Origin of the sequence: Cupriavidus sp. WS (assembly GCF_000395345.1) — a bacterium.
Taxonomy (GTDB): Bacteria; Pseudomonadota; Gammaproteobacteria; order Burkholderiales; family Burkholderiaceae; genus Cupriavidus; species Cupriavidus basilensis_B.
The window spans coordinates 1-15,304 of sequence record NZ_AQPL01000160.1; the positions used below are offsets into that span (position 1 = coordinate 1).

Consider the following 15,304-nt stretch of genomic DNA (forward strand, 5'->3'; position numbering starts at 1 on the left):
GCGTGCCACCTCGGCCCCGCGCATGTAGGGCAAACGGGGCAGGCAACGATGACCCACCAGGAATCACACCGTGTCAATCTATCAGTTCGCCCCGCATGGCTCCACAGGAGCGAGCATCGTCGCGTTATGATGCGCGCCGGTCCAGTCCAGCACCACCTTGCCGCTGTTGCCCGACAGCATGGCCGCGAAGCCGGCCTGGAAGTCGTCCACGCCGAAGCGGTGCGTGATCATGGGCGTCAGGTCGAGCCCGCTTTGCAGCATGGCGACCATCTTGTACCAGGTCTCGAACATCTCGCGGCCGTAGATGCCCTTGATCTCCAGGCCCTTGAAGATGATCTGGTTCCAGTCGATCGCCATCTGCGACGGCGGGATGCCCAGCATGGCGATCTTGCCGCCGTGGTTCATGTGCCCGAGCATGGTGGCGAACGCGCTCGGCACGCCCGACATCTCCATGCCGACGTCGAAACCCTCGGTCATGTGCAGCTCGGCGGCCACGTCCCCGAGGTTTTCATGCTGCACGTTGACCGCGCGCGTGGCGCCCATCCTGCGGGCCAGCGCGAGGCGGTAGTCGTTGACGTCGGTGATGACCACGTTGCGCGCGCCCACGTGGCGGGCGATGGCCGCGGCCATGATGCCGATCGGGCCGGCGCCGGTGATGAGCACGTCCTCGCCCACGAGGTTGAACGACAGCGCGGTGTGGGTGGCGTTGCCGAACGGGTCGAAGATGGCGGCGATCTCGTCCGGGATGTCGTCGGGGATGCGGAAGGCGTTGAAGGCGGGGATCACCAGGTATTCGGCGAAGGCGCCGGGCCGGTTGACGCCGACGCCGACCGAGTTGCGGCACAGGTGGCGGCGCCCGGCGCGGCAGTTGCGGCAGAAGCCGCAGGTGATGTGCCCCTCGCCGGAGACGCGGTCGCCGATGGCCAGCCCGCGCACCTCCTGCCCGAGCGCGACGATCTCGCCCACGTATTCGTGCCCGACCTGCATCGGCACCGGGATGGTGTGCTGCGCCCACTCGTCCCATTTCCAGATGTGGATGTCGGTGCCGCAGATGGCGGTCTGGCGGATGCGGATCATCACGTCGTTGTGGCCGACCTCCGGCACCGGCACGTCGGTCATGGCCAGGCCGGGCGCGCGTTCGGTCTTGGCGAGGGCTTTCATGGCTGGACTCCTTGCTGTGCTGTCCTGTACCGATGCGGCGCGCGGGTTCAGGCGATGGCGCCGAAGCGCCGGCCGACCCTGGCGAACGCGGCGACCGCGCGCTCGATGTGCTCCGCGCTGTGCGCGGCGCTCATCTGCGTGCGGATGCGCGCGCGGCCCTTGGGCACCACCGGGAAGGAGAAGCCGACCACGTACACGTGCTCGGCCAGCAGCGCGTCGGCCATGCCGGTGGCCAGCGCGGCGTCGCCCAGCATGACCGGGATGATCGGGTGCTGGCCCGGCACCAGCGTGAAGCCCAGCGCGCTCATCTCGCGGCGGAAGTGCTCGCCGTTCTCGCGCACGCGCCGGCGCAGCGCGGCGCCTTCGTCGCTGGCCAGCAGCTCCAGCACCTTGAGCGTGGCCGCAGCGATGCTCGGCGCCAGCGAGTTGGAGAACAGGTAGGGGCGCGAGCGCTGCCGCAGCAGGTCCACGATCTCGCGGTGCGCCGCCACGTAGCCGCCGGACGCGCCGCCCAGCGCCTTGCCCAGCGTGCCGGTGATGATGTCCACGCGTCCCTCCACGCCGCACAGCTCGGGTGTGCCGCGCCCGTGCGCGCCGACGAAGCCGACCGCGTGCGAGTCGTCCACCATCACCAGCGCGCCGTACTGGTCCGCCAGGTCGCAGATCGCGCGCAGGTCGGCGATGATGCCGTCCATCGAGAACACGCCGTCGGTGGCGATCAGCTTGAAGCGCGCGCCGGCGGCGTCGGCCTCCCGCAGGCGCGCCTCCAGGTCGGCCATGTCGTTGTTGCGGTAACGGTAGCGCCTGGCCTTGCACAGGCGCACGCCGTCGATGATGCTGGCGTGGTTGAGCTCGTCGCTGATGACCGCGTCCTGGTCGTCGAGCAGCGTCTCGAACAGGCCGCCGTTGGCGTCGAAGCAGCTCGAGTAGAGGATGCTGTCGCCGGTGCCGAGGAAGCGCGCGAGCGCGGCCTCCAGCGTCTTGTGCACCGACTGCGTGCCGCAGATGAAGCGCACCGACGCCATGCCGAAGCCGTCCTCCTCCAGCCCGCGCCGCGCCGCCTCGATCAGGCGCGCGTCGTCGGCCAGGCCGAGGTAGTTGTTGGCGCAGAAATTCAGCACCCGCTCGCCGCCGGCCAGCCGGATGTCGGCCGCCTGCGGGCTGGCGATCACGCGCTCGGCCTTGTGGAAGCCGTCGGCGCGGATGGTGTCGAGGGTGTCGCGGAGATGGGAAAGATAGCGGTCGCGCATGGGATCCCCTGGCGTGGTGGTTTCGTGCAATGCCCAGAATGCCAGTGCCTATGGTATGCCCGATGCCACGCGCGCGCAGGAAAATGTCGTGCCGCCCTCGCCACCCGCGCCGACCTCAGGGCTGCGGCGCTTCCGCCCCGGCCACGCTGGCCGCGACTTGCGGGCAGCCCGGCGCGCCGGCGCGCGCCTCGCCGAAATTGCACAGGTAGCTCATCACCATGTCCGGCACGTGGCGCAGCCGCGAGGCCACGCGCTCGGGCGCGCCGAGGTCCACGCCGAGCACGAAGGACAAGGTGTAGCGGTTCGAGATGAAGTACGAGCCCAGGCCGGAGATCGACACATACAGATCCACCCAGTCCGCGTCGGGGCGGAACACGCCCTGCGCCTTGCCGCGCTCGAGGATTTCCGCCAGCGCGCTCTTGAGCGGGTTGAACATGGCGGGAATGACCTTGGACTGGCGGATGTGCTCGGCCTTGTGCAGGTTCTCGGTGCCCAGCAGCAGGATGAATTCGGGCTGCTCGACGAAATGCTGGATGGTGTGCATCACCAGCGCGCGCATGTCGTCGACCGGGTTGTCGCCGGTCAGGCCGAGCTCGTTCTGGCGCTCGCGCATGGCGGCATAGGCGCGCTCCATGACTTCGATGAACAGCGCTTCCTTGCTGTCGAAGTAGTGGTAGACGAGGTTCTTGCTGATCTTGCTGCGCGCGACGATGCTGTCGACGCGCGCGCCGTCGAAGCCCTTGGCGGCGAATTCCTTCGACGCCATCTGCAGGATTTTTTCGCGCGTGGCCTGGGCATCGCGAGGCTTGGGCTTGCGCGCGGTCTTGGCGGTGGCTGGCATGGCGAGGGGTTCCTTGAAGTTGTGCGGGGCGCTGCGCCGCGATGGTGCGTGCGCTAACCAGATGGTTAGTGTACACCGCCCGCCGTGCACAAAAACCATGCGCAAAGCCTTGCCAGGCAACATTCTTGTGCTCCGTGAAAACCCGGTTGACAAGCAAAAACCGGTCTTCTATTGTACTGACTAGTTAGTTAGCTGATGAATCGGTGCGCGGTCCCGGGCAAGGGCTCGCGCGGCACGGGCAAGTCGCCCGCGCCTCACAAACCTGGAATCTGGAGAGGACATGGTTCAAGCAGGAAGCAAGGCGGGCGTGCGCGTCGGCTGCGACATCGGCGGTACTTTCACGGACATCGTCCTGGCCATGCCGGACGGCCGCCTGTTCGTCAACAAGACCTCGACCACGCCGCACGACCTCGGCGAGGCCATCGTGACCGGCCTGGGGGCGCTGATCGCGCAGGCCGGCATCGCGCCGGGCGACATCACCGAGATCGTGCACGGCACCACCACGGCCTCCAACACCATCCTGCAGAAGGTCGGCGCGCGCACCGGCGTGCTGACCACGGCGGGTTTCCGCGACGTGCTGGAGATCGGCCGCATCCGCACGCCCACCATGTTCGACCTGGGCTGGCAGAAGCCGCTGCCGCTGGCGCCGCGGCGCTACCGCCGCGGCCTCAACGAGCGCATCGACGCGCGCGGCAACATCGTGGTGCCGCTCGACGCCGACGAGGTGCTGCGCGTGGCGCGCGGGCTGGTGGAAGAGGGCGTGGAGGCGCTGGCGATCTGCTTCATCAACAGCTATATCAATCCGGCGCACGAACTCGCGGCCAAGGCGAGCCTGGAGCGGGAGTTCCCGCGCCTGCTGGTGACCGCATCGTGCGACGTGCTGCCGGAGATCAAGGAGTACGAGCGCACCAGCACGACCGTGGTGAACGCCTACATCCTGCCGGCCATGCGCACCTACCTGCGCCGCCTCAAGGACGACCTCGGCCGCATGGGCGTGACCGCGTCGCTGCAGGTGATGGCCTCCAACGGCGGCATGATGGGCGTGGGCAGCGCCAGCGACAAGCCGGTGTTCGCGGTGGCCTCCGGCCCGGCCGGCGGCGTGGCCGGCGCGGCGCGGATCGGCGCGCTCGGCGGCGGCCGCGACCTGATCGTGTTCGACATGGGCGGCACCACCGCCAAGGCTTCCATCATCACCGACGGCGTGCCGTCGCTGACCACCGAATACGAGTTCCGCGACGGCATCAGCGCGCCGAGCCGCTTCGTCAAGGGCGGCGGCTATGTGCTCAAGGTGCCCGCCATCGACATCGCCGAGGTGGGCGCGGGCGGCGGCTCGCTGGCGTGGATCGATGCCGGCGGCCTGCTGTGCGTGGGGCCGGAATCGGCCGGCGCCAACCCGGGTCCGGCCTGCTACGGCCGCGGCAACGACCGCCCCACCGTGACCGACGCCAACATGGTGCTCGGCTATCTCAATCCCGCAGCGCTCGCCGGCGGCAGCCTCAAGGTGGACCCGGCGCAGTCGGCGCGCGCCATCGACACGCACATCGGCGCGCCGCTCGGCCTCGACACGCTCGCCGCCGCGCACGGCATCCGCCACGTGGCCAACGTCAGCATGGCGCGCGCGCTGCGCGCCGTGACGGTGGAGCGCGGGCGCGATCCGCGCGACATGACCATGATCGCCTTCGGCGGCGGCGGCCCGCTGCACGCGGTGGACGTGGCCATGCTGCTGGGCATCCGGCGCGTGATCGCGCCGGTCATGGCGGGCGTGTTCTGCTCGGCCGGCATGCTGTGCGCCGACGCCGAGCACAACTTCGTCAAGGCCATCCTGCGCCCGCTGGCCGAGTGCGACGCGGCCGGCATCGGCGCGGTGATCGCGGAACTGCGCCAGCAAGGCCAGGAGGTGCTCGCGCTGGAAGGCTACGGACGGGAGGCGGTGGAGATCGCCGTGGGCATCGACCTGCGCTACCTGGGCCAGAGCTCGGAGCTGACCATTCCGCTGGCGGGCGGACGGGACGGCAGCGTGCCCGACGCCGCCGCCATCGCGCAACTGGTGGAAGACTTCGGCGCGCTCTACCAGCAGACCTTCGGCTACCGCAACGACGAGCCGCTCGAACTGGTCAACATCCGCCTGAGCGCCTACGGCCGCAGCGACCAGCGGCTGGACTTCGACGCCATCCAGGTGGACGCCAGCGCGCTGCACGGCGTGGCCGGCACGCGCCCGGTGAGCTTCGGGCGCGGCCAGGCACCGCGCGAAACGCTGCTGGTGCCGCGCTCGGCCATCACCGCGGCGCCGCGCCAGGGCCCGCTTGTCATCGAGTCCTACGACACCACCATCGTGGTGCCGCCCGGCGCCTCGGCGCGCGCCGACAAGATCGGCAACATCATCATCGACATCGACAGCCCCCAGGAGGCAGCATGAGCACGCAGTTCGACCCGGTGACCTTCGCGGTCGTCAAGAACGCGATGGATTCCATCGTCGACGAAGTGGCCTACACGGTCATCCGCACCGCGCGCTCCGAGATCGTCAAGGACGTGATGGACTACTCCGCCGCCATCTGCGACCGCCACGGCCGCATGGTGGCGCAGGCCAAGACCATCGCGCTGCACCTGGGCGCCATTCCCGAGGCGATGGAAGCGGTGCGGGCGCGCTACGGCGACGCGCTGCGGCCCGGCGACGCGGTCATCGTCAACGACCCGTACCAGGGCGGCATGCACCTGCCGGACATCTTCATGTTCGTGCCGTTCTTCTACCGCGGCGAGCTGGAAGGCTGGTGCGTGGTGATCTGCCACCACACCGACGTGGGCGGCCGCGTGCCGGGCTCCAACGCCAGCGATTCCACCGAGATCTACCAGGAGGGCCTGCGCATCCCGGTGCTCAAGCTGTACGAGGCCGGGCAGGTCAACGACACGCTCGAGCGCATCATCGCGCAGAACGTGCGCGTGCCGGACCGCGTGCTGGGCGACCTCAAGGCGCAGTACGCGGCCACCCAGGTCGGCGTGCGCGAGCTGACCGCGCTGTTCGACCGCTACGGCCGCGCGGACACGCGCGCCTACCTGAACGAGCTGCTGGACTATGCCGAGCGCCTCACGCGCGAGGAAATCCGCGGATGGCCCAAGGGCACCTTCCACTTCACCGACTACATCGACGACGACGGCCTCTCGCCCGAGCCGATCCCGATCCGGGTGGCGCTGACCGTGCACGACGACCACGTCAGCGCGGACTACACCGGCTCGTCGCCGCAGGTGCGCGCGGCCATCAACTCCACGCTGTCGTACACCAGGTCGTGCACCTACCTGAGCGTGCGCTGCGCGCTCAAGGGCGACGTGCCCAACAACGCGGGCGTGTTCCGCTGCATCGAGGTGCGCGTGCCCGAAGGCTCGGTGCTCAACCCGCTGCCGCCCAGCGCGGTGGCGGCGCGCGCGCTGACCGGCTACCGCGTGTTCGACGCCATGCTCGGCGCGCTCGCGCAGATCGTGCCGGACCGCATCCCCGCCGCCGGCGAAGGCGGCAACACCGTGGTGTGCCTGTCCGGCAAGGGCGACAACGGCAAGCCGTACATCATCGTCGACATGATCTGCGGCGCCTGGGGCGGGCGTCCGGCCAGCGACGGCATCGAGGCCATCACCAACGCCTCGCAGAACCTCTCCAACACGCCGGTGGAAACGCTCGAGGCGCAGCATCCGGTGCGCGTGGAAGCCTACGAGCTGGTCGAGGATTCCTGCGGCGCGGGCCAGTTCCGCGGCGGCCTCGGCATCCGCCGCAGCTACCGCGTGCTGGCGCCGGACGCGCTGCTGCAGCTGCGCGCGGACCGCATGAAGTTCTCGCCATACGGCCTGGCCGGCGGCGCGGCGGCGAGCCCGGCACGCAACCTGCTTGAGCACGACGGGGCCACCACCGAGCTGCCGAGCAAGGTCGGCATGACGATCGCGCGCGGCGACCTGGTCACGCACATCCAGCCCGGCGGCGGCGGCTTCGGCGATCCGCTCGCGCGCGACTTCGCGCGCATCCGCGAGGACGTGTGGAACCACAAGCTCAGCGCGGCCTTCGTGCGCGAGCACTACCAGGCGGTGGCGGACCCGGCCACCGGCGAGGTCGACGCCGCGGCCACCGCCGCGCTGCGCGCGCGGCGGCTGGCGAAGGCGGCGTAGGCCGGCGCAGGCCGTCGATACGGCAGCGCTCGCGCAGCAGGATTCACGCTTTCACGGATTCACGGTCACACCGGAGGCGGGTACACATCGAGACCCGCCCACGCCCACAAGGAAACTACGATGCGTTCTTCTGTCATGAAACTGGCCTGGCGCGTCTGCGCGGCCGCCGCGACATCGATGCTGCTGACCGCCGCCTGCGCGGCGCAGGCCGCCGACCAGAAGCTGCTGGTGCGGATGGATTACTCGCCGTGGGGCATGCATGCGGCCATGCACCTCGCCAGGCAAAAAGGCTGGTTCCAGGAGGCCGGGCTCGATGTGGAGGTGCAGGACGGCACCGGCACCATCAACACGCTGCAGCTGCTGGCCGCCGGCCAGGCCGACGTGGGCCAGGTGCAGCTCGGCACGATGGCGGTGGCCAGGGAAAACGGGCTGGAGCTGATGTCCATCGCCGGCTTCGCGCGCAAGGGCGACCTCGCCGTGATGGTGGACGAGAAGCTCGGCGTGAAGTCGGTGCAGGACCTGATCGGCAAGAAGCTGGTGTGCTTCACCACCAGCCCGTGGGCGCCGTTCATCGATCCCTACTTCAAGGCCAACGGCATCGCCAAGGGCAAGGCCAGCATCGTGATGGTGTCGCCGGCGGCGATGATCTCCACCTACGCCTCGGGCAACAGCGACGGCTTCCTCTCGCAGGCGCCGTTCGGCCAGCTGATGGTGTCCAAGGTGCGACCGGCCAAGGCGCTGCTGCTGTCCGACAGCGGCATCAACTTCCCCAGCTACGGCCTGGTGGCGACGCCGCAGCGGCTGGCCGAGAAGGGCGCGGCGATCAGGAAGTTCACCCAGATCCAGGTGCGTGCATGGGAATACATCTACAACGGCCACATCGACGAAGGCGTGGCGGCGATCCAGGCGCAGCGCCCCAACGTCAAGCTCGACCCGCAGATCCTGCAGGCGCAGATCCGGGCCTACCGCCCGTTCTTCGACAGCCCCACGCAGAAGAGCCTGCCGTTCGGCCGCCAGGACGACGCCGACTGGGCCGCCGCGATCCGCTCGATGGAGCAGGCCGGCATGATCAAGCCCGGGCACAAGCCCGCCGACTACTACACCAACGCCATGCTGGCGAACTAGGCGCGGGAGACGGAAAGATGTCGGCATTCCTGCAGATCGGCCAGCTCAACAAGATCTATCACTCGCAGCGCGAGCCGCTCTACGCGCTCAAGGACGTCAGCCTCGACATCGAGGAAGGCGAGTTCGTCAGCATCGTCGGGCCCAGCGGCTGCGGCAAGAGCACGCTGCTCAAGTGCGTGGCCGGGCTGGAGCCCATCACCAGCGGCCACCTCGCGCTGCAGGGCGACCCCATCGTGGGGCCGCCCGCCAACATGGGCGTGGTGTTCCAGCGCGACCTGCTGCTGGACTGGCGCACCATCCTCGACAACGTGCTGATCGCCGCCGAGTTCCACGACCTCGACCGGCGCGATTTCGAGGAACGCGCGCGCGCCGTGCTCAACCTGTTCGGCCTCGGCGCGTTCGCCAGCCGCTACCCGTGGGAACTCTCCGGCGGCATGCGCCAGCGCGCCTCGATCTGCCGCGCGCTGCTGGTGGACCCGCAACTGCTGCTGATGGACGAGCCGTTCGGCGCGCTCGACCCGTTCACGCGCGACGACCTCAACGAAGAGCTGCAGCGCACCTGGCTGGCCACCGGCAAGACCGTGCTGTTCATCACGCACTCGATCTCCGAGGCCGTCTACCTGAGCGACCGGGTGGTGGTGATGTCGCGCAATCCCGGCGGCGTCGCCGCGGTGATTCCGATCGAGCTGGAGCGCCCGCGCGGGCTGGCGGTGCGGGAAACCGAAGCGTTCGCGGGCTATGTCGCGCAGATCCGCCAGATCTTCCGCGAGCTTGGCATCTACAGGGGATGAGGGGGATGAAGCAATGAAGCGGATCTGGAAACGTTCCGAGAACAGCCGGCTGGCCGTTCTCACCATCGTGGTGCTGCTGCTGGCGTGGGAAGGCGCGGTGCGCGCGTTCGGCGTGCGCGAGTTCCTGCTGCCGCCGCCGAGCAAGATCTTCGCGCAGTTCCTGTCGCAGCCGGGCTTCCTGCTGATGCAGAGCCTGGACACCTTGCTGACCACGCTGGCGGGCTTTGCCATCGCCGTGCTGCTGGGCGTGGGCGCGGCCATCGGCATCGTCTACTCGCGCTTCCTGGAGCGCACGCTGTATTCGCTGATGGTGGCGCTCAACGCCGTGCCCAAGGTCGCGCTGGCGCCGCTGTTCGTGATCTGGCTCGGCACCGGCTCCGCGCCCAAGATCGCCATCGCCATGCTGATCGCGATCTTCCCGATCCTGATCGACACCGTGCTCGGCCTCAAGTCCATCGACCCCGAGATGCTCAACATGGCGCGCGCCAACCAGGCCTCGCGCGGCAAGGTGCTGTGGAAGATCCGCTTTCCCAACGCGCTGCCGGGCATCTTTGCCGGCATGAAGGTGGGCGTGTCGTTCGCGCTGGTGGGCACCATCGTCGGCGAGTTCGTGGCTGGCGAGACCGGCCTCGGCCACGTGATCCTGGTGGCGCAGGGCAGCTTCGACACGCCGACCGTGTTCGTCGCGCTGGCGCTGCTGTGCGCGCTCGGCGTGATCCTGTTCAAGGCGCTCGAGTGGGCGGAGGAAAAGCTGCTGCCGTGGCATGCCTCGCAGCGCGGCAGGCCGGTGGAAGGCAATGCACCGGCCGCCGGCGCGGAGCGCGTGCCGCAACTGGCGCAAGCCAGGCGCTAGCGCCGGGAACGGGGCCGCCCGCGCTCACTGCGCCGCGGGCGCGCCGGCGGTGCCGGCCGCGATCAGCGCCGGCACCACGTCGTGCAGCCGCGCGAGCACGTAGCGCGACGCGCGCGACAGCGGGTGGTGCCGCGTGATGCCGATCGAGATCGTGCGTGGTATTTCCGGCTTGCGGATCTCCAGCGCGCCGAGCTGCCCCGCGCGGATCTCGTCGTCCACGCCGAGCAGCGGCAGGATGGTCATGGCGTGCCCGCCCATGACCACCTGTTTCATGGTCGCCAGCGACTCGACCTCCAGCACCACGTTCAGCGCGATGCCCTGCTGGCGCGCGTGCTGGTCGAGGATCGAGCGCAGGCCGTTGGGCGCGGGCGGCAGCACCAGCGGCAGCCCCGCCAGCTCGCGCAGCGCGATCTCGCGCCGCCGCGCCAGCGCATGCGTGCCGGCGCAGACCAGGTAGGTGGCGACCTGCCCGACGATGTCCTCGTCCTGGCGCGGGCCGTGCCCGTAGCGGTTGACCACCGCCATGTCGAGCCGCCCCGAGGCGAGCTGCTCGTCGAGCTGGCCGCTGAATCCCTCCGAGATGTGAAGCAGCACGCCGGGCGCCTTCGCCTGCGTGTCCTCGAACAGCCGCGTCACCACGCGGCGCGCCATCGACGGCAGCACGCCCACGCGCACCACGCCCGAGGGCACCCCCGCCGCGTCCTTCACCTCGTCCTGCAGCCGCGCCGACTGCGCCAGCAGCAACTGCACCTGCGGAAAGATGCGCCGGCCGAATTCCGACAGCACCACGCCCCGGCCCGTGCGCTCGAACAGCCGGTCGCCCCACTGCGCTTCCAGCTGGCCGATGCTGCGGCTGACCAGCGACTGGGCCACGCCGGTGGCCCGGGCGGCGCGCGACAGCGAGCCGAGCTCGGCCACCAGCACCAGCGTTTCGAGTTGCTTGATGTTCATGTCGTCGCGGGCGGGGACCGTCCTCACCCATGCAAATAGTGGATAACAGGTATATCCGATTCTACGCTTATGCATTTCCTCGGCGGTCTCTACACTGCCGTCATGCCTGGCCATGCAGCACACCGAGCCGGCGCCAAGACAACGATGGAGACAATTCGTGAGACCTTCCGCTTCCTTCCTGCGCTGGATCGCGCCCGCCGTTCTGGCGCTCGCCGGCCTCGCCAGCCCCGGCCTTGCCGCGGCCTATCCCGACAAGCCGCTACGGCTCGTGGTGCCCTTCCCGGCGGGCGGGCCGACCGACGCGATGGCCCGCCTGATCGGCCAGCACCTGTCGCAGCAGTTGGGCCAGCCGGTGGTGATCGACAACCGCGGCGGCGCCGGCGGCACCATTGCCACCGAAGCCGTCGCCGCGGCCGCGCCGGACGGCTATACGCTGTTCTTCTCGACCACCGGGACGATGGCGATCAACCCCTCGCTGTACAGGACGCTCAAGATCGACCCGGTCAAGGCCTTCGACGCGGTCGGCTCGGTGGCCTCCACGGTCAACGTGCTGGTGGTGCCGCCCGCGTCCGCCGTGGCCAGCGTCAAGGACCTGATCGCGCTGGCGCGCCGGAAACCGGGCACGCTCACGTTCGGCTCGGCCGGCAACGGCAGCTCCAACCACCTGTCCGGCGAGCTGTTCAAGTCGATGGCCGCCATCGACATCGTGCACGTGCCCTACAAGGGATCCGCCGCCGCCTTCACCGACCTGCTGGGCGGGCGCATCTCGATGATGTTCGACACCGTCTCCAGCCAGGCGCAGTACATCGGCGCCGGCAAGGTCCGCGCGCTGGCCGTGACCGGCCCGGCACGCTCGGAGGCGCTGCCCAAGGTGCCCACGGTGGCCGAGTCGGGCCTGCCCGGCTTCGACGTGACGATCTGGTTCGGGCTGTCCGCGCCGAAGGGCACGCCGGGCGCCGTGGTTGCGCGCCTGAACGGCGAGCTGCAGAAGGTGCTGGGCATGCCGGACGTCAAGGCGCAACTGGCCACGCTCGGCGCCAGGCCGATGCCCGGCACCCCGCAGGACTTCGCGCAGATGATCCAGCACGACGCGGGCAAGTGGTCGGCCGTGGTCAAGGCCTCCGGCGCCAGCCTCGACTGAAGGCGCATGGCCATGCATTCCCCTGCCGATCCCCCGCACAGCACGCACGCAAGCACACCGATGAGTCCGCATTTCGACGCCCTGTTCAGCCCCCGCTCCGTCGCCGTCATCGGCGCCTCCGACAACCCCAACAAGGTCGGCGGCAGGCCGATCCACTACCTGAACCGCTTCGGTTTCGCCGGCAAGGTCTACCCGGTCAATCCTGGCCGCGCCGAGATCCAGGGCCACCGCGCCTATGCCAGCGTCGCCGAGATCGGCGCGGTGCCGGACGCGGTGGTGATCGCGGTGGCGGGCGACGCCACGCTGGCGCAGGTGCGCCAGTGCAGCGCGCTCGGCGTCAAGGCCGCCGTGGTGATGGCCTCGGGCTTCGGCGAGACCGGCGCGGCCGGCCGCGAGCGGCAGGCCGCGCTGGTGGCCGCGGCCAATGCCGGCGGCATGCGCCTGGTCGGGCCCAATGCGCAGGGCACCGCCAACTTCGCCAGCGGCGCGGTGCTCAATTTCAGCACCATGTTCATGGAAGTGGCGCCCGCCGACGGTCCCATCGCCATCATCAGCCAGAGCGGCGCGGCCAGCGTGATGCCGTATGCGCTGCTGCGCCAGGCCGGGTTCGGCGTGCGCTACCTGGTGGCCACCGGCAACGACGCCGACCTCGATGCCTGCGCGATGGCCGAGGCGGTGGCGGCCGATCCGGCCATCCGCGTGATCCTGGTCTACCTGGAGACGCTGTCCGACCCCGAGCGTCTCGCCGCCGCGGCGGCCGTGGCGCGCGCGCGCGGCGCGCACGTGGTGGCGCTCAAGAGCGGCAGCAGCCGGCGCGGCGCGGTGGCCGCGGCGTCGCACACGGGCGCGCTGGTCGGCAACGACGCCGCCATCGATGCGTTCCTCGCGCGCCACGGCATCTGGCGCGCGCGCGACATGAACGAGTTCATCCGCGCCACGCCGCTGTACCTGCAAGGCCACGATCCCGCCACCGGCCGCACGGTGGTGATGAGCCACAGCGGCGCGGTGGGCGTGATGGCCGCCGACCTGGCCGAGCGCGCAGCGCTGCCGCTGGCGGAGCTGGCCCCGGCCACCCGGGACGGGCTGGCCGCGATCCTGCCGGAGTTCGGCAGCGTCAACAACCCGCTCGACATGACCGCCGCGCTGCTCGGCAAGGGCGACATGTTCCCGCGCGTGCTGGACGTGCTGGGCGGCGACTCGCAGGCCGACATGGTCATGATCGGCATCCCGGTGGCCGGGCCGGGCTACGACGTGCCGGCGCTGGCGCGCGACGCCGCCGCTTTTCTCGCGGAGCACGCCAAGCCGCTCGTCGTCAGCGCGCCGCAGCAGGACGTGCGCGCGGCCTTCGCCGCGCACGGCATTCCCGCCTTCACCACCGAGGCCGACGCCATCGGCGCGCTCGCCCAGTACGCCGCGCACCGCCAACTCGGCGGCGCCGGCGAGCGCCTGCTGCCCGCCGCGCGGACGTGGGACGGCAGCGGCCTGCTCGACGAGCACGCCAGCCTCGCCCTGCTGGCCGGCCACGGCGTGCTGGTGGTCGCGCACCGGCAATGCGCCAGCGCCGGCGAGGCGGTGGCGGCGTTCGCGGCGCTGGGCGGCGGCACGGTGGCGGTCAAGGGCTGCGCGGCCGGCGTGCCGCACAAGAGCGAGCATGGCCTGGTGCGGCTGCGCCTGGCCGATGCCGCGGGCGTGCGCGCGGCGGCCGGGGCCTGCCTTGGCAAGCTGGCCGAACTCGGCGAGGCCGCGCCGCGCGTGGTGGTGGCGCGGATGGTCAAGGGCACGCACGAATTCGCGCTTGGCGTGACCGTGGACGCCGCGCTCGGCCCGCTGGTCATGATCGGCGAGGGCGGCACGCTGCTGGAGCTGCGCCAGGACATCGTCACGCTGCTGGCGCCGTTCAGCGCGGACGAGGCGCGCGCGGCTTGCCGGCGCCTGCGCGTCGCGCCGCTGTTCGACGGCTATCGCGACGTGCCGGCCCTCGATCTAGACGCGCTCGCCGCGGCGGCCGTGGCGCTCGGCGATTTCGCGCTGGCCTATCGCACCTCGCTCAAGGCGGTGGACATCAACCCGCTGATGGTGATGCCGGCCGGGCAGGGCGTGGTGGCGGTCGACGCGGTGGTGGAAATGCGCTGAGGCGCGGCGGCAATCCACGCAGACAAACAACGGAGCAAAGACATGCCTGTACAGGAAAACGAAGTCGCGGTCGCGCTGGACGGCGGCGTCGCCGTGGTCACGCTGAACCGCCCCGGCCGCATGAACGCGGTCAACGATGCGCTGCGCGCGCAACTGATCGCCAGCCTCGACGAACTCAACCGCGCGCCGGCGGTGCGCGCCGTGGTGCTGGCCGGCGCCGGCGCCCGCGCGTTCTGCTCGGGACAGGACCTCGACGAGGCGGCGGCGGTCACGTGGCAGCAGATCGTGCCGTGGCTCAACCGGCAGCGCGCCATGTACCAGGCCGTGCGCGACCTCGACAAGCCGTGCGTGGCCGCCGTGCACGGCGTGGCCGCCGGCGCCGGCTTCCAGGTGGCGCTGTGCGCCGACTGGCGCATCGCCACGCCGGACAGCCGCTGGGGCCAGCCCGAAGTCAAGGCCGGCCTGGCCAGCATCGTGGGGTCTTACCTGATGACGCTGCACGTGGGCCACACCCACAACGCGCAGATGTCGCTGTCGGGCGACCTCGTGAGCGGGCAGCGCGCTTATGAGATCGGGCTGGTGACGGAACTCGCCGCGGCGGACGCGCTGATGGATGCCGCGCTGGCGCGTGCGCGCGTTTTGGCCGCGCTGCCGCCGACGGCGGTGCGGCTGTCCAAGCAGCGCCTGCGCGCGCTGAGCCAGCCCGGCTTCGACGAGGCCTGCGTGGCGGGGATCCGCGCGCAGCTCGAATGCTATGCCGACGGCGAGCCCCAGCGCGTGATGGCGGCCTTCCTGGAAAAACGCAAGAGCAAGGAGCAAGGACAGTGACAGATGCAACGACCACGGTAACGCTCGCGGCCACGGCCGGGATGCGGATCGACCATCACTACATCGGCGGCGCGCGCGTGCCCG

General features: G+C 70.4%; 12 protein-coding genes. 8 read left to right on the forward strand and 4 right to left on the reverse strand.

The features are described 5' to 3' along the window. Positions 1-81: 81 nt before the first annotated feature. The 3 genes from tdh to K206_RS0114025 all read right to left on the reverse strand — a co-directional run bounded on the left by tdh (position 82) and on the right by K206_RS0114025 (position 3,252). A complete protein-coding gene (gene tdh / locus K206_RS0114015) occupies positions 82-1,161 on the reverse strand; it encodes an L-threonine 3-dehydrogenase (RefSeq protein WP_020203034.1) in 1,080 nt (359 codons plus the stop codon). Positions 1,162-1,208: 47 nt separating this feature from the next. Beyond that, a complete protein-coding gene (locus K206_RS0114020; protein WP_020203035.1) occupies positions 1,209-2,411 on the reverse strand; it encodes a glycine C-acetyltransferase in 1,203 nt (400 codons plus the stop codon). A 115-nt stretch (positions 2,412-2,526) separates the two neighbouring features. Beyond that, the gene (locus tag K206_RS0114025; protein WP_020203036.1) at positions 2,527-3,252 is read right to left on the reverse strand and encodes a TetR/AcrR family transcriptional regulator; all 726 of its coding nucleotides are present in this window, start codon (positions 3,250-3,252) and stop codon (positions 2,527-2,529) included. A gap of 280 nt (positions 3,253-3,532) precedes the next feature. Between K206_RS0114025 and K206_RS0114030 the strand changes: the two genes are divergently transcribed. The 5 genes from K206_RS0114030 to K206_RS0114050 all read left to right on the forward strand — a co-directional run bounded on the left by K206_RS0114030 (position 3,533) and on the right by K206_RS0114050 (position 10,167). After that, positions 3,533-5,668 (forward strand): hydantoinase/oxoprolinase family protein, encoded by a 2,136-nt coding sequence (locus K206_RS0114030; protein ID WP_029043616.1) that lies wholly within the window; start codon positions 3,533-3,535, stop codon positions 5,666-5,668. Then, positions 5,665-7,398 (forward strand): hydantoinase B/oxoprolinase family protein, encoded by a 1,734-nt coding sequence (locus K206_RS0114035; RefSeq protein WP_020203038.1) that lies wholly within the window; start codon positions 5,665-5,667, stop codon positions 7,396-7,398. Before K206_RS0114030 ends, K206_RS0114035 begins: the two co-directional genes overlap by 4 nt. Positions 7,399-7,518: 120 nt before the next feature. Then, complete coding sequence (locus K206_RS0114040; protein WP_231401607.1) at positions 7,519-8,523, forward strand: ABC transporter substrate-binding protein; 1,005 nt, start codon at positions 7,519-7,521, stop codon at positions 8,521-8,523. A 17-nt stretch (positions 8,524-8,540) separates the two neighbouring features. Then, the gene (locus K206_RS0114045) at positions 8,541-9,314 is read left to right on the forward strand and encodes an ABC transporter ATP-binding protein (RefSeq protein ID WP_020203040.1); all 774 of its coding nucleotides are present in this window, start codon (positions 8,541-8,543) and stop codon (positions 9,312-9,314) included. A 13-nt stretch (positions 9,315-9,327) separates the two neighbouring features. After that, positions 9,328-10,167, forward strand: coding sequence for an ABC transporter permease (locus K206_RS0114050; protein ID WP_020203041.1), 840 nt, complete (start codon positions 9,328-9,330; stop codon positions 10,165-10,167). Positions 10,168-10,191: 24 nt separating this feature from the next. Here the strand turns inward: K206_RS0114050 and K206_RS0114055 are convergent, their stop codons facing one another. Beyond that, complete coding sequence (locus K206_RS0114055; protein ID WP_020203042.1) at positions 10,192-11,118, reverse strand: LysR family transcriptional regulator; 927 nt, start codon at positions 11,116-11,118, stop codon at positions 10,192-10,194. Positions 11,119-11,275: 157 nt separating this feature from the next. On the opposite strand from K206_RS0114055, the gene K206_RS0114060 reads away from it, so the two are divergent. Genes K206_RS0114060 through K206_RS0114070 form a run of 3 tightly spaced genes read left to right on the forward strand, consistent with a single transcriptional unit; the run spans position 11,276 to position 15,220 of the window. Next, on the forward strand, positions 11,276-12,259 hold the full coding sequence (locus tag K206_RS0114060) for a tripartite tricarboxylate transporter substrate binding protein (protein WP_020203043.1): 984 nt from the start codon (positions 11,276-11,278) through the stop codon (positions 12,257-12,259). A 60-nt stretch (positions 12,260-12,319) separates the two neighbouring features. Then, positions 12,320-14,392 carry an acetate--CoA ligase family protein gene (locus K206_RS0114065; RefSeq protein ID WP_020203044.1) on the forward strand — a complete coding sequence of 691 codons (2,073 nt, stop codon included), beginning with the start codon at positions 12,320-12,322 and terminating at the stop codon, positions 14,390-14,392. 42 nt (positions 14,393-14,434) lie between these two features. After that, positions 14,435-15,220 carry an enoyl-CoA hydratase/isomerase family protein gene (locus tag K206_RS0114070; protein ID WP_020203045.1) on the forward strand — a complete coding sequence of 262 codons (786 nt, stop codon included), beginning with the start codon at positions 14,435-14,437 and terminating at the stop codon, positions 15,218-15,220. Positions 15,221-15,304: the final 84 nt, after the last annotated feature.

Bases quoted from the DNA above. Each gene is read 5' to 3' on its own strand.
- tdh (WP_020203034.1), bottom strand. From the start codon at position 1,161: ATGAAAGCCCTCGCCAAGACCGAACGCGCGCCCGGCCTGGCCATGACC.
- K206_RS0114020 (WP_020203035.1), bottom strand. From the start codon at position 2,411: ATGCGCGACCGCTATCTTTCCCATCTCCGCGACACCCTCGACACCATC.
- K206_RS0114025 (WP_020203036.1), bottom strand. From the start codon at position 3,252: ATGCCAGCCACCGCCAAGACCGCGCGCAAGCCCAAGCCTCGCGATGCC.
- K206_RS0114030 (WP_029043616.1), top strand. From the start codon at position 3,533: ATGGTTCAAGCAGGAAGCAAGGCGGGCGTGCGCGTCGGCTGCGACATC.
- K206_RS0114035 (WP_020203038.1), top strand. From the start codon at position 5,665: ATGAGCACGCAGTTCGACCCGGTGACCTTCGCGGTCGTCAAGAACGCG.
- K206_RS0114040 (WP_231401607.1), top strand. From the start codon at position 7,519: ATGCGTTCTTCTGTCATGAAACTGGCCTGGCGCGTCTGCGCGGCCGCC.
- K206_RS0114045 (WP_020203040.1), top strand. From the start codon at position 8,541: ATGTCGGCATTCCTGCAGATCGGCCAGCTCAACAAGATCTATCACTCG.
- K206_RS0114050 (WP_020203041.1), top strand. From the start codon at position 9,328: ATGAAGCGGATCTGGAAACGTTCCGAGAACAGCCGGCTGGCCGTTCTC.
- K206_RS0114055 (WP_020203042.1), bottom strand. From the start codon at position 11,118: ATGAACATCAAGCAACTCGAAACGCTGGTGCTGGTGGCCGAGCTCGGC.
- K206_RS0114065 (WP_020203044.1), top strand. From the start codon at position 12,320: ATGAGTCCGCATTTCGACGCCCTGTTCAGCCCCCGCTCCGTCGCCGTC.
- K206_RS0114070 (WP_020203045.1), top strand. From the start codon at position 14,435: ATGCCTGTACAGGAAAACGAAGTCGCGGTCGCGCTGGACGGCGGCGTC.